The 12257-nt window shown below is 57.2% G+C and carries 14 protein-coding genes, 1 tRNA gene and 1 pseudogene; 6 read left to right on the forward strand and 10 right to left on the reverse strand.

Annotated elements, in window-relative coordinates; genetic code table 11:
* Positions 1–12: 12 nt before the first annotated feature.
* The 9 genes from E4U03_RS03260 to E4U03_RS13690 form a co-directional block, all read right to left on the reverse strand.
* Positions 13–351: a hypothetical protein gene (locus E4U03_RS03260; RefSeq protein ID WP_135011561.1), complete on the reverse strand. Its 339-nt coding sequence runs from the start codon at positions 349–351 to the stop codon at positions 13–15.
* Positions 351–1007, reverse strand: a complete 657-nt coding sequence (locus E4U03_RS03265) for a ParA family protein (RefSeq protein WP_135011562.1) — start codon at positions 1005–1007, stop codon at positions 351–353. Before E4U03_RS03265 ends, E4U03_RS03260 begins: the two co-directional genes overlap by 1 nt.
* 126 nt (positions 1008–1133) lie before the next feature.
* Positions 1134–1766: a hypothetical protein gene (locus E4U03_RS03270; protein ID WP_135011563.1), complete on the reverse strand. Its 633-nt coding sequence runs from the start codon at positions 1764–1766 to the stop codon at positions 1134–1136.
* A 244-nt stretch (positions 1767–2010) separates the two neighbouring features.
* On the reverse strand, positions 2011–2967 hold the full coding sequence (locus E4U03_RS03275) for a hypothetical protein (RefSeq protein WP_135011564.1): 957 nt from the start codon (positions 2965–2967) through the stop codon (positions 2011–2013).
* A gap of 120 nt (positions 2968–3087) precedes the next feature.
* Positions 3088–3936, reverse strand: coding sequence for an RNA polymerase sigma factor (locus E4U03_RS03280; RefSeq protein ID WP_135011565.1), 849 nt, complete (start codon positions 3934–3936; stop codon positions 3088–3090).
* Between the two features lie 34 nt (positions 3937–3970).
* Complete coding sequence (locus E4U03_RS03285) at positions 3971–4267, reverse strand: hypothetical protein (RefSeq protein ID WP_135011566.1); 297 nt, start codon at positions 4265–4267, stop codon at positions 3971–3973.
* A gap of 32 nt (positions 4268–4299) precedes the next feature.
* Entirely contained in the window at positions 4300–5481 is a 1182-nt protein-coding gene (locus E4U03_RS03290; RefSeq protein WP_135011567.1) for a phosphate-starvation-inducible PsiE family protein, read from the reverse strand.
* Between the two features lie 8 nt (positions 5482–5489).
* Positions 5490–5777, reverse strand: a complete 288-nt coding sequence (locus E4U03_RS03295) for a hypothetical protein (RefSeq protein ID WP_135011568.1) — start codon at positions 5775–5777, stop codon at positions 5490–5492.
* A 406-nt stretch (positions 5778–6183) separates the two neighbouring features.
* On the reverse strand, positions 6184–6423 hold the full coding sequence (locus E4U03_RS13690) for a helix-turn-helix domain-containing protein (RefSeq protein WP_416220607.1): 240 nt from the start codon (positions 6421–6423) through the stop codon (positions 6184–6186).
* Between the two features lie 200 nt (positions 6424–6623).
* On the opposite strand from E4U03_RS13690, the pseudogene E4U03_RS13695 reads away from it, so the two are divergent.
* Positions 6624–6782, forward strand: a pseudogene (locus E4U03_RS13695) (helix-turn-helix domain-containing protein); the annotation flags it as partial.
* 76 nt (positions 6783–6858) lie between these two features.
* Here E4U03_RS13695 and E4U03_RS03310 read toward each other — a convergent pair.
* Positions 6859–6931, reverse strand: a tRNA-Lys gene (locus tag E4U03_RS03310).
* Between the two features lie 106 nt (positions 6932–7037).
* Between E4U03_RS03310 and E4U03_RS03315 the strand changes: the two genes are divergently transcribed.
* The 5 genes from E4U03_RS03315 to E4U03_RS03335 all read left to right on the forward strand — a co-directional run bounded on the left by E4U03_RS03315 (position 7038) and on the right by E4U03_RS03335 (position 12139).
* On the forward strand, positions 7038–7790 hold the full coding sequence (locus tag E4U03_RS03315) for an ABC transporter permease (RefSeq protein WP_167752254.1): 753 nt from the start codon (positions 7038–7040) through the stop codon (positions 7788–7790).
* Between the two features lie 38 nt (positions 7791–7828).
* Positions 7829–8539, forward strand: a complete 711-nt coding sequence (locus tag E4U03_RS03320) for a histone acetyltransferase (RefSeq protein WP_135011571.1) — start codon at positions 7829–7831, stop codon at positions 8537–8539.
* A gap of 349 nt (positions 8540–8888) precedes the next feature.
* On the forward strand, positions 8889–9506 hold the full coding sequence (locus E4U03_RS03325) for a DUF47 domain-containing protein (RefSeq protein ID WP_135011572.1): 618 nt from the start codon (positions 8889–8891) through the stop codon (positions 9504–9506).
* Positions 9506–10516, forward strand: a complete 1011-nt coding sequence (locus tag E4U03_RS03330) for an inorganic phosphate transporter (RefSeq protein ID WP_167752255.1) — start codon at positions 9506–9508, stop codon at positions 10514–10516. The genes E4U03_RS03325 and E4U03_RS03330 overlap by 1 nt, the downstream gene beginning before the upstream one ends.
* A gap of 138 nt (positions 10517–10654) precedes the next feature.
* The gene (locus E4U03_RS03335; protein WP_135011574.1) at positions 10655–12139 is read left to right on the forward strand and encodes a polysaccharide pyruvyl transferase family protein; all 1485 of its coding nucleotides are present in this window, start codon (positions 10655–10657) and stop codon (positions 12137–12139) included.
* Positions 12140–12257 lie beyond the last annotated feature (118 nt).

Genomic DNA, 12257 nt, shown 5'->3' on the forward strand with positions numbered 1-12257 from the left:
TCCTGCAGCTAGCTATTCTTTGATGATGGGGACGTCCGCGCCAAACTCTTCTTCTAGAGAGGCAAAGAAGTAACGCTCTATCAGCTTGGCCTTGCTGATATCCAGCTTTTCTGCTGCGTAGTCCATAAGCGCTTTTTGGCTGGTTGTGGCCTGCATGGTGTAGATACCGCGCTTGAGGCTGGCTTTTGCACGAGCTTTGACACGTCCAGGTGTATCAGTGGGCATACCCAGCTGCCATGAATCTACTGTTTCCTTGGAGGAAACAGTTTCTTCTTGCTTCCAGGAGGCATCTTTTTCTGCTGCTTCGATGAAGTCATCGGCGGTTTTTTCGCTGCTGCGTTTGCGTACCATTAGCGGGTCTCTTTCAGAGTTAGGATTTCTTGAGTTAGTAACTGGATTTCTGCTTTAGCTTTAGTGTCCCTAGATTCTAGGACGGAGATTCCTTCGCTTAGAGTGCTTTGGTAGGCCTTACGATGATAAACGACCGCTTCGGCCACCTCAGCATCAACGCCCTGGGGGAAGTCCTCTAGGTATTCTTTAGCCTCTTGAACCTCATCGCTCAGAGCATGGGTAGAAGCCTTAGAAATAACAATCAGAGTTTTGAGCTCCTCGTTGTAGTCACGGGCAGTTTCGATAGTATCAGCCAAATCAAGAGTGGAATCCAAATCAGCCTGTGAAGTTCCGGTGGGCACCAACAAAATATCGGCTGCAATCATAGCTGAGCGGGTCTCCTTGGAGTCCTTCCCGGCGGTGTCGACGATGACGACGTCATTCTGATCGTTCATCTCTTTGAGAGTGGCCGAAAGCTTACCTTCTTTGCGAGTGGTGATTACCGGCGCGTACCCTAGCTCTTCCCTATCGTCTGCCCAGCGGGAGGCTGTACGCACAGAGGGGTCTGTTTCTAGGACGTGGACTTTTTTACCCAGCTGCTGGAAGGCTACAGCCAGGTTGATAGCGAGGGTGGATTTGCCAACCCCGCCTTTGTGGTGGGCGATGAGTAAAATCATGGTTTTATCCTAACATTTAACAAAACAGAACACAATAGAACTAAACAATTTCGTTATGTTGTATTTTATTATATTGTGTTCTGTTTACTGGTGAACAGAATAGTTGTGTAGTGTTTATGGGTACTTTTAGAGGTTGATAGGCTTGGTCTCGATAATCAGGTTATCGGCGTATCGGAATTGAAATTCCCCTCCGACATCCGCGACGGAAGGCCCTGAGCAGGTCAGCAGTACAATGCTCTTATCCCCTACTGAGCGAAAGATACGCGCCTGAACTTCTCGCTGTTTCCGTAGCTGTTCAACTAGGGCTACGTCGCTCGGATTTTCCGCTACTTTAGCTTCGAGCCCCGGGTCAAATTGATCAGCAACGAGGATGCCGGTGACCTGGGAGATCACTAGGGTTCCATCAACCGCTCTGGTGTAGATCAGATCGCATGCTTTGAACTGATGCAGCTTACCCCAGGGGGTCAGTTCCCCACCTTTTTGGCTTTTTACTCCAGGCTGTAAATCAACATGCCCTACCAGTAAGGAAGCGCCCTCGGGAGATTCGATAGCTTCAGAGGGGGCGTAGATAATACCGTCGTCGCTGATGGATTCAGCCGGTAGGTAGTCGCTAGGGCTAAAGCTAGCACCTACCCCTAGTGCTGGTGCGTACCAGCTACCGGCAGGAACCTCTAGATCCTGGGGTAGTTGCTCTGGTGGTGTGCAGGGGTAGTCTATGAACTCGGTGGCCGGTGCTGGGGCCTGGGCAACCTCTACCACGGGTTCTGCTACAGGTTCTTCGTGACTGGTTTGGGTCGCAAGAAGGCCGCCGCTAGCTCCTAGTGTGAGAAGGCTGCCGGTCAGTAGAAGTAGCTGGTGTTTTTTCATGGGGTCGAGAGAGCGGTCTTTCTTTTTCGTCAGTGTAGGTGCAGATAAGTTCAAGGAGAATGAATGGGGCGGGGTGCCACCGGAGCCTGTGGCACCCCGCTCACCGGTAAGGTTCCTCAGGTAGGGGAAGAGGGATTTATTTTTGGCGGCGATAAAGAACAGCCCCAGCGGTAGCTAGGGTGAGCCCAGCAGCCGCGGTGATTCCTAGAAGAACCGGCAGAGTATTACTGCCAGGTTCTGCCACCTTAGCTGCGGTGATAGATGCCGCCCCGCCTGCCTTGAAGGTGGTTGCGGGGACAGTGCGCTCGGTGGTTTTCTGCTCGCCGGTGACAGGGTTGGTGACGGTCTGGGTGACAGTGGTCTGCCCTGAGGCCGGGTTTGCAACATAGCGGGTGGTCACCTGTTCGCCTGCTGCGGTGACTTCTTGGGTCACAAGAACATTTTCGCCTGTCGCGTTTGTACTTTCCTCGATGACAGCCCCGGTGAGCACAATGTTTTGCTGCTCATCGACTGTTACCGTGCCCACCTCTTCGCTTGGTGCTTCGGCTAGGGAGGGGGCTTGGCTGGTGGCAGTGGGGCTGGGAGTTAGGCTGGTGACCGGCATAGGGGTATTCTCAGCTTCACTTGGCTCTGGTGAGGGTTCTTCCGGGGCACTGGGAGCCGGGGTTGGTGCCGCATCATCAGAAGGACTGGGGGCCGGTTCGCTAGGGGTTGGCACCGGAACGACCTCGATAGGCTCGGGGGTCTCCGGTAGGTCTGTGGGCTCTGGTGAGGGTTCTTCCGGGGCACTGGGAGCCGGGGTAGGCTCCGCATCGTCAGAAGGGCTAGGGGTTGGCACCGGAACAACCTCGATAGGCTCAGGGGTTTCGTCGCTATCTGATGGCTGGGTAGCCTCATGGGTGTCTTCGGTGGGTTCTTCCCCGGCCATCGGGGTGCTGGTGGTCTCTGAGGCCTGGGCTAGGGTAGCTAGCTGACTGACACCAGCTGAAGAGGGAAGCTGAGCTTCATCGGCAAAAGCTACAGGGCTCAGGACGAGCAGGCCGGTTGCAGCCAGGGCAGTGGCGGTGCTGGTGGTATGAGGGATGTTTTTCATGAATTTCTTTTGATTTCTTTCTGGGATTGCGCTCAGTTACCGGTCTATAGCAGAACTGAACACTTGTGTTTCATATGGTTCTATTGCGTTGCGTTTTGTTCTGTGGTGTGTTGTTTTGGTTTAGATGTCTCCTTGCTGTATGACGGCTAGGGCAAGATTGAAAAGCTTCGATGTTGTGCAGATACACCGCCGGGCGTAGGACTCAGACCAGCCAGTGCTCTCTTGCAGGGCTTCAAGGTCGATGTTCTCTACATGCCCGGCCTCTAGGGTGGCTTGGACGATGCGGTGGGTGAAGTGCGGCGCGGTGGTCAGGCTACTCCGCGGTAGGCAGGAGATGACTTCACGCATGAGTACCGGGGCTTCTTCTAGCCCGGCGTCTTGCCGGTATCGGTGAATCAGCAGGGCCCGGTAAATGACCTCGGTGTACATGAGCACTTTGGCGCTGGACTTGTAGAGGGTTTTCTCAGCGATACCGAGCACCTCAGCTGTGGATCGGTAGCTCAATGGCTCCTCAGCCAGAATCAGGTTCAGCACTCGAGTGATGGGTTCGATGTCCCCTAGTGCTTTGATTGCAATACCTAGCACCGCTGCTAGGTCCTGAAGTTTCTCTTCCATGTGGGTTAGAGCCAGAAGGGTTTCTAGGGCTGAGTCTGAGGTCAAGCCTGTGAGGGCTGCGTCGACGGTGGCTTCTGCCTGGGTGCGGTCATCGCTTTTGAGGTTTCGCAGGTGGGCATAGGCGCACCTGACGGCGATGCTTCGGATCCATGCCCCAAAATCGCCTTGAGCCTCATCGAAAGTATGCAGGCCTTGGTGGGCAACTAGGAAGGCGTCTTGGTGGGTGTCTTCAATGGCTCCGGGGAGGTCGTGGATGTGGGGGAATTTGGATAGCACTTTGTAGATGACGGTGCTTGTGCTTTCCCAGGTTTCTAGGCGTTCTGGTGTCCAGAAGGTGCTGGTGGTTGTCTGCATAGTGGTTGTCTCTTCTGCTGTTTTCGCCTGCCGGCTAGGCAGCGTTAGCTGTTGCTAGTTCAGCGCGGATGATTTCAGGTTCCAAGGTGGTAATCCGGCTAATGGCCTCTACGCTCATGCCATAAGAAGCCCAGAAAGCTAGGTCGGGGTTTTGGAACCTGCCGGGTTTGTAGTTCAACTCCCAGTGTTCGCAGGCTAGGTACTCTTCCCAGGTCTCGTAGTCCAGTGGCTCCCAGATGCGCAGTTTGTAGCCTAGGGCTATGGCTATCCAGTCGCAGCGCATGAAGGTTCCTAGGCGGAAGGCTTCTTCGGGGCTGAGGGTGATGGTCATGATTTTTTCTCCAGTGGGTCTGGGGCGATGCTTTAGCTAGCTGCAAGGGTGTTTTGTTTTGCTTGGCGACGGGCACGAATTTGGTCGCGAAAAGCTGCCCCAGCTTGCCCATCAACAGCAGATTCTGATTCCTGAATTTTCAGTTGGCCTGAGGCTTCCTTAGCGCACAGTGGACAAGTACCTGTGAACTCGCGGGTATGTGTGTAGCAAAAGCCCTTGGGCTTACTCTGGGCTGTTTCAGCCTCTAGCAGAGAGATAGCCAGCGAGTGAAGCTCCTGGATTTCTGTGCTGATGGCTGTGATAGCAAAAGCTAGTGGGGAACGAACTGGGGCCGTAGCACGAGAGAAGACAACGATTACCATTCGCCCTAGCTCAGCATCGCTAATGTGTGTCAAGGAGATATTGAGCTTGGCTTCAAGCATGGACCGCAGAGCCGAGAGTTTTACTCCGCGGACGATAGAAGAATTTTCTTCTGCGTAGGTGGTTGGTCGGTCAGTCGAAAAGTTATCCACAGGCCTACTGGCGTTAAGAGATTGACTGACTGATAGAGAGTCTATTAAGGATGTCCGTACGCGCGTTCCTTTAAAGGCACTTTTTGGCTTTTGGACATCATGTCCGTTTTTGGAGGGTTTCGGTGGACATGATGTCCGTTGCTGGACACCTTGTCCACCCTTATGTTGGACACCATGTCCATTGAATCGGACATGGTGTCCTTTTTCTGGGGTGTTATCCACAGGAGCGGGGAACCTGGACATCATGTCCACCTGTGGATAACTCCCAGCAGGTGAGTTATCCACAGGGTTAGAAACTACATTTGAGGCATTCTCAGGAGCTTCATAAGGTGCTCCCCAACGGCTCCGAGAAAGCTGCTTTTCACGCTTCAGCTGCTTGACAGTCTTCCAGGGCAGTTTATTGCCTCGCTCCCACAGGTGAAGCACAATTACATCAACCATCTGCCCTTCAAAGGACGAATGGGGCTGACGCTCTCGGTGGATGAGGTCAAGCTGTTCAAACTCATGCAGGATGCGCTTGATGGTCTTGGTGCTAATCTCGGTTTCATGCTCAAGCCAATCAATGCCAGCATCTACAACAATGCCTTGCCTATCAGCTTCTTCTGCGAGGAAGCGCAAAAGGTCTTTGCGGGATCCAGCACCTTTTTTGCTTGCTCCGCCAAAGCTGTGTGTTTTCGACCAATTTTTAGCTTCTGAGGACATAAGAGGGTTTACTCCTTGGGTACATAGGCCTCCTTCACCCCAACGATGTCATCGTGGACTTCCATGTAGTCCTTATGGATGGTGATAAGGCCCTTTTCTTCTAAACCGCTGAGGGCTACCGCTACCTGATCTTCTGAAAGACCCATGTTCCAGGCGATGTAACTCTTCTTAACTTTGCTAAAACTGCCATCGATGAGGATATGGGTGTTATCTGCGATGACCAGGAGAGATAAAGTCTCGTACGGGGTCAAAGAGTGGGTGTGGGTCATGGCCCAAAGTGTGGTTTCTGCGGGCATAGTCGCCTCTTTCTCTAGATGTTGCAAAGAGACTGGATTGTCTCTATGCGCACATTCTAGATTCTGGAGTGACTGCTCTGGTACCTGGTTCAGGAATCAGGCCTGTCCAACCCCGCTAGGGCATACCAGAGGGGTGGGTAGGTGATTTTGCGGACGGCCTCAATAAGGATGGAGCCGCTCTCTGAGGTGAGTAGGTAGCGGATTTCTCGGGCATGTGGAGCCGTAGTTGAAGGCCTGAGAGCGGGGAGCCTATGGGTTTGCTCAAAGGTAGCTATTTTCTGTTGCCGGTGAGTATCTTCTAGCAGGGCTTGCAACTCCTTGTGAAGCGGATGATTCTGTTTGCCATCCTGCTTGCCTGTGCTGAGTCTTGCTGGCTTGATGCCTAGGTCGCTGGCTGGTTGGTGGGTCATACTGCTATTGCCTTTTCAGTGACTTTGACAAGGTCAGAGAAAGGCGTTCCTGTGATTCGCTGAATTTCTTTAAGCTCAGCCACGTTAAAAGGCACTTGTCCCTTCAAGCGGCGCCTAAAAGCAGGAGCGCTCATGTTAAGCGCCGTAGCCGCGGCAGCTATGGTTTGGCCAGAACGCGCAAGCTCTGCTCGCACATTCATCCCAACCTCTACAGATATACTTCGTCCTGTATTCATAAAGTACACACTAGAGCTCCAGGGGCTCCACTTCAAGTGTTTCGTGTACTTTTTGAACACAAAAAGGTGCTTTTTGGCTTATATGTGCTATCTTAGTGAACATCAGCGTTCTACCTACAGGAGTTGCAATGCCTAAAGCTTGGGCCAATGGCCCCGTCTCGGAGTTTGAGCTAGCCGTGGCTAGTGAAGTTAAATCTTGGATGGGAAGGCGCAACCTCAGTGCACGCCAGCTAGCAGATGAAATAGGAATGGCTCATTCTGCTCTATCGAAGAGGCTTCGAGGAGTTAGCGCGTTCACCATTAACGACCTAGGAGTGATTGCAATGTATCTCGGCATCACGCTAGGTCAGTTGCTCGGCCCTGTTACAGACTCTCCTCTTACGAGTGGAGACGCAGAAAACCCCGCTCCGGCGTCGCCGGAACGGGGTGATGATGTGCGCCCTGTGGGGCTCGAACCCACGACCCACGGATTAAAAGTCCGATGCTCTACCAACTGAGCTAAAGGCGCATCCACTAAGTAAACTCAGCGTCTTCCACTATACACCCCGTGACGCAAAGCTCCAAAAACCCGGCCGCAACAGGCGTCCGCGCCGCTGCCGTGCTCTAATAGCTGTGTGACTGCCCTACTGAACAGCCCCCTTGCCCACTACGCCGCAGCCCTTCTGCTCGTCGTCGGCCTCACCACGGCCCTGCTCGCTGCCCAAAAGATTCAGCTCCGCTGGCAGCCCTATATCGCTATCTTGCGGGCCTGCCTGCAGCTCGCCATCATTGCCCTCCTGCTGCACGGTATTCTGGCAGCGCCCTGGGCCGTGGTGCTCTTCATCGCCCTGATGCTCACCACAGCAACCGTCACCTCGGGCAAACACAGCAGGCGCCTGCACCGGGGGCAGGTAGCCACCGCCTTAGCGATTGCAACCGGCTCCCTCATCGCTGTTGCCCTCATCTTCGCCCTGGGCCTCGTCCCCTACTCCACTCAAAACCTGGTAGCCGTTGCGGGCATCATCATCGGTGGCACCATGACCATCACAACCCTTACCGCGCGCAACTTCACAACCCTCGCCACCGCCCGACAAGGCGAAATAGAAAGCTGGCTAGCACTGGGAGCCACTGCCCCGGTCGCCTATCGTGACATCACCAAAGCCGCCATCACCGAGGCCCTCACGCCCGGCCTTGACCAGACCCGCGCCACCGGCCTCGTCACCCTGCCCGGCACCTTCGTCGGCGCCCTCATGGGCGGGGCCTCACCCCTGCTCGCAGCCCAGCTACAGATTGCCGTCCTCGCAGGCCAAACCCTGGCCGGGACCATCGCAGCCCTCCTGCTCACCAGCGTCATCACGCGCACCCGAGTGTTACCTCTCAGCGCATAACCTTTCCCTCTTCCCGCAGCAGTTCTACACTGGTAGGCATGCCTTCTGACGCCCGCTTTCACCGCCCCGTCCGCCTCTCCACCGAAAAATTCGAACGCTACCAGGGTGCTGGCAGCCCAGAAGACCTAGCTGCTGCCGCCCAGGCGTCCGCCCGCGCCCTGCTAGCCCGCGGACGCGCCAACGAAGACCCCTCCGTCACCAAACGCCTGGTGCACTACACCGACGAGTTCGGTATCGAAGCCGTAGCTGAACTCTGGTCGTGGGCAGCTCCCGTGACCGTTGCCGGGGCCCTCTGGCGTATCTATGCCCTGCGCGGTGTCATTCGTGCTAATTCCCAGCTCATGAGCCACTACTACGAGCGCGGCATGCACTCCAGCTACCTAGCTCAGGCCCTAGCCGGGGTGCCCTCGCCACCTACCGCCGACGAAATCTGCACCACCGTCGACGCAATTCTGGCAGGCGCCTACACCGGCGACTTCGACGTCGCCCTCAACCGCTTTGCGGCTTTCTGCCGCGTGCTAGCTTTGGGGCAGGACGACGTCGCCCTCGAGCTAAGGCACGGCCAGCGGGTCTCGCCCAGGGGCGGGCACCCCGATGAGGTGACCGAGCTACACTCCCCCTCAGCCGAGGTGCGCGACGAGGCCGCTGCGCGAGCCGTCCGCCTGCGAACCGCAGCCCGCAAACTCACCGGAACCGCGCGCGAGCTCGAAGAAGCAGCCCTCAACTGGCGGGCTGGAACCCTCGACTAAAGGCCGCGACAACACCTCCCCGACAGGCAAAATAGCCAGGAGCACCGCCAGGGGGTTGACACCGCTGGCAAACAGGAGAATGATGGATACCAAGATGTCAGGCTGCTAATAGGTAGCCCCGGGCTCCAAATCTTTAGCCGCTTCGAGCGGCCTTCCGCCGAGAGGCGCTCCCAGCCTGACATCGCTAAACTTCATACCGCACTTGCCGGGCTCCGCCTCCCTTTCCACGAGGCAGGTAGCCCGGCTTTTGCGTCCGCCCGCATTACAAGCGAGCGCCACCCCGTTAACCTTGGCGCGGTACCATGAGCTCAGCACCTGCCCACCCGCCCACACCCAGGAGAGCTGTCCCATGTTCCAACGCATGTTCCCCCAAGAAAACACTTCGCTGACCGCCCTCGCCGCGCTCTCAGAACAGGTCACCGGAGCAGCTGCCCTGCTCTCAGAAATGGTGGGCTCCCCCGAAGACCGCTACCCGGAACTTCTGGAACGCACCCTCACTCACGAAGCTGCGACCCTCGACATACTGCACACCACCATGACCGCTGTGCGCAGCTCCTTCTCGACGCCTATCCCCCGCGAAGATATCTATACTCTGGCTGTTTCACTCAACAACGTCGTTGAAAAGCTCACCTCAGCAGCCAACATTCTGCACCTCTACCACATCGTGCGTTTCTCACCCAAGGCAGCGACCCTGCTCGACCTCATCCAGCGCCAGGCAGTGCTCACCACCGAAATCATCCCCAAACTCAGCACCCTGCGCGACCTCGACGACTACTGGATCACCATGCTCCGCATCACCAAGCAGGCCGTGCGCATTGCCGAAGAATATGATGCAGATATCCAGGACCGCTACAAGCAGACCCGTTACCTGCAGACCACCCGCTTCGTGCATAAGCTCATTGAGGCGTCCGAAGCCATGCGCACCGTCGCCACCGAAATCGGCCGCATCATCGTGCAGGAATCCTAGTGACCCTCACCCTTTTTGCCCTCAGCTGCCTGGCCCTGATTGCCTTCACCTTCGTCACCGGCTTCAGGGATGCCCCCAACGCCACCGCTATACCCGTCAAGACCAGGGCCCTCACCCCTAAAATAGCCCTGCGCACCAGCGCCCTCTTTAACGCTATCGGCATGGCCATCACGGGTATCATGCTGGGCTCAGTCACCACCCACTGGCTGACCGTGCCCCACAACAACACCGGCCTGGGGCTCATTCTTACGGCCCTCATCTCAGCTATTATCTGGGGCATTATTACCTGGTGGTTCCGTATTCCTTCCTCCTCCACCCACTCCCTCATCGGGGGTTTTGCGGGCGCTACCTGGGCAGCCCGCGCCACCGACCTGGGCACCTCCACCCCCTTCTCTGAGCCCCTCGCCGCCTTCCTTTTTGTGCCCCTTATCCTGGCCCCCATCGTCCTCTTCATCCTCGCCTGGGCAGCGGTTTTCCCCTTCTACGGCCTGCTCCAACGCTCTTACCCCTCTACCGTCAACCGCTTCTCCCGCAGCGTCCTCTCCCTCGCCAACTCACTGATTTCCCTGATTCACGGAATCCAAACCGGCCAGCGGGCTGTCGTCATCTACGCTGTTCTACTACTCTCCGCCGGGCTCGAAGTACACCCCACCACCTACATCATCTCCGCCCTCTTCCTTGCCATGGTGCTGGGCTTCGGCACCGCCCGGGGCAGCTCCCGCATCGGTTACACCTTCGCGCACCAGATGGTCAAAGTTGACCCCTTCCGCGGGGCCGTTGCCCAAAGCTCAACCGCGCTAGCTATGGTGCTCCTGCAGTTCTTCCTCAACACCCCGGTCTCGTCCTCCCACCTAGCGGCATCCGCCGTCCTCGGTTCAGGGGTCAACCAGCGCTTTGCCGCTGTGCGCCACAAAATTGTGCTCCGCATAATCCTGGCCTGGTTTATTACTATGCCGGTCTGCTTCGTCCTCTCGGCAATCCTCTTCCTGGCGCTCTCACCTCTGCTGTAGCGCTCCCACCGCAAACAATGCGAGACTAGACTGTAACATAAGAAACCACTCGCACCACCTCTAAGCTGCCCACCAGGCATGGGCACTCAGGGCGCTCCCCCGTAGCGCACCTAGGCTTTGTGAAAGGAAACCGCTACTATGCCTCGCATCCTAGTGCTCGCAGACCTAGGGCAGTCTGTGTACCACGTTGGCGACGAAGCCATGGGCATCGCAACTGCCGCCGAGCTTACCCGCCGCGGCTACGAAGTCTTTATCGCAGCTCAAAACATCGACCGGTCCCAGGCCTACATCGGCTCTGCCACCGGCTATATCAAGACCCTTGACTTCCCGGCTCCCCCTGCCGAACGCGAGATTTTCTTGGGTCAGGTCAGACAGCACCTCGCAGGGCACCCTGCCAGCGAAGACATCACCACCTTCGTGCGTCAGGTAGCCGATATGGACGGCATTGTCATCGCCGGTGGCGGTAACATGAATTCAGCTACCGGGCACCTGCTCTACGAATGTGCCGCTTACGCCCTGGTAGCCCAAGCCCATGAGCTTCCCCTGGTTATCTCTGGCCAGTCGGTAGGCCCCGTGCTCACCGACGCGGACGCCGAGACCCTGCGCGATATGCTCTCTTCAGCCCAGCTTGTGGGTATGCGGGAGCGCTTCTCCCAGGCCTGGGCGCGTAACGCGGCTATCGATTCCCACCTGATTGTGGATGACGCTACCTTCTACCAGCATCAGAAGCGTTCCCTGCCTGGCCGCCCGGTCGTTGACCTGCCCGAGCACTACATTTGCGCCACTTTCTCGGGCCTTGCCCCGGGGCAGGCCCGGGTTATCGGGCAGCTGCTTGATGATATACACCGGGAATACGGCCTGCGCACCGTCTTCCTGCCCCACATGGGCGAGCCCCTGACCGACCAGGGCGATGTGGCGGTGCATGCTGAGATTGCCTCGCACATGTTCTCCGACCCCGTGCAGCTACCCATGGTGCACGCGGACGACGCCGTGCAGGTTCATCGCGGCGCCTTCATCGCGGTCTCTACCCGCTACCATCCCGGTGTCTTCTCCCTCTCAGCCGGCGTTCCCTTTGTGGCCCTGCTGCCCGATGCCTTCACCGACATGCGGGTGCGCGGCATGATGGAGCAGTACGGGGCTGAAAACTACGCTATTCCCCTGGCTCTGCTCAATTCTGATGCCCCGGCTGAAGCCCTGCACGAGGTCATTCAGCTCCGCAATGAGCTCTCTGAAACCCTGCTGGCGCGAGCCGAGCAGCTACGCGGTTTCTCCGCCAGCTGGTGGGACGCCGCCTCCCACGTCCTCTTGCACGGGGCAGGGCAGGCTGCCCCGGCCGTCCGCGAGCTGGGCAACACCCCCACCATCTTTACCGGCGAGTGGAACATAACCAACTTGCTAGTACGCGACGATATTGCCGAGATTTCACTGGCTGCTGACCGTGCGAGCGCAGAGACCGACCGGGCTCTCTCATGGGACTACCAGCGTCTACTCCAGCGCGACCGGGCCCAGGCTCGTGCCAACGAGCTAGAGCGTCGTAACGCCGAGCTGGCTGATTCTCTCATTGAGGCCGAAGAAAACGCCACCCTGCGCGGCTGGATGCGCCGCAAGATGCGCGGCGAATAGCCAGGCCCCGGCACATAAGATACACCCCGGTGCAAGCCGGGGTGCCACATTAAAAAGCCGCCCGACCCCGTCCTTTCCAGCAGCGAAAGGAGTTACGGGGCCGGGCGGCACACACATT

The sequence above is a fragment of the Rothia nasimurium genome (genome assembly GCF_004569295.1).
Lineage (GTDB): Bacteria > Actinomycetota > Actinomycetes > Actinomycetales > Micrococcaceae > Rothia > Rothia nasimurium_B.

Coding starts and splice junctions, on each gene's coding strand:
- E4U03_RS03260 (WP_135011561.1), bottom strand. CDS start 351: ATGGTACGCAAACGCAGCAGCGAAAAAACCGCCGATGACTTCATCGAA.
- E4U03_RS03265 (WP_135011562.1), bottom strand. CDS start 1,007: ATGATTTTACTCATCGCCCACCACAAAGGCGGGGTTGGCAAATCCACC.
- E4U03_RS03275 (WP_135011564.1), bottom strand. CDS start 2,967: ATGAAAAACATCCCTCATACCACCAGCACCGCCACTGCCCTGGCTGCA.
- E4U03_RS03280 (WP_135011565.1), bottom strand. CDS start 3,936: ATGCAGACAACCACCAGCACCTTCTGGACACCAGAACGCCTAGAAACC.
- E4U03_RS03285 (WP_135011566.1), bottom strand. CDS start 4,267: ATGACCATCACCCTCAGCCCCGAAGAAGCCTTCCGCCTAGGAACCTTC.
- E4U03_RS03290 (WP_135011567.1), bottom strand. CDS start 5,481: ATGTCCTCAGAAGCTAAAAATTGGTCGAAAACACACAGCTTTGGCGGA.
- E4U03_RS03295 (WP_135011568.1), bottom strand. CDS start 5,777: ATGCCCGCAGAAACCACACTTTGGGCCATGACCCACACCCACTCTTTG.
- E4U03_RS13690 (WP_416220607.1), bottom strand. CDS start 6,423: ATGAATACAGGACGAAGTATATCTGTAGAGGTTGGGATGAATGTGCGA.
- E4U03_RS03320 (WP_135011571.1), top strand. CDS start 7,829: ATGCCTTCTGACGCCCGCTTTCACCGCCCCGTCCGCCTCTCCACCGAA.
- E4U03_RS03325 (WP_135011572.1), top strand. CDS start 8,889: ATGTTCCAACGCATGTTCCCCCAAGAAAACACTTCGCTGACCGCCCTC.
- E4U03_RS03335 (WP_135011574.1), top strand. CDS start 10,655: ATGCCTCGCATCCTAGTGCTCGCAGACCTAGGGCAGTCTGTGTACCAC.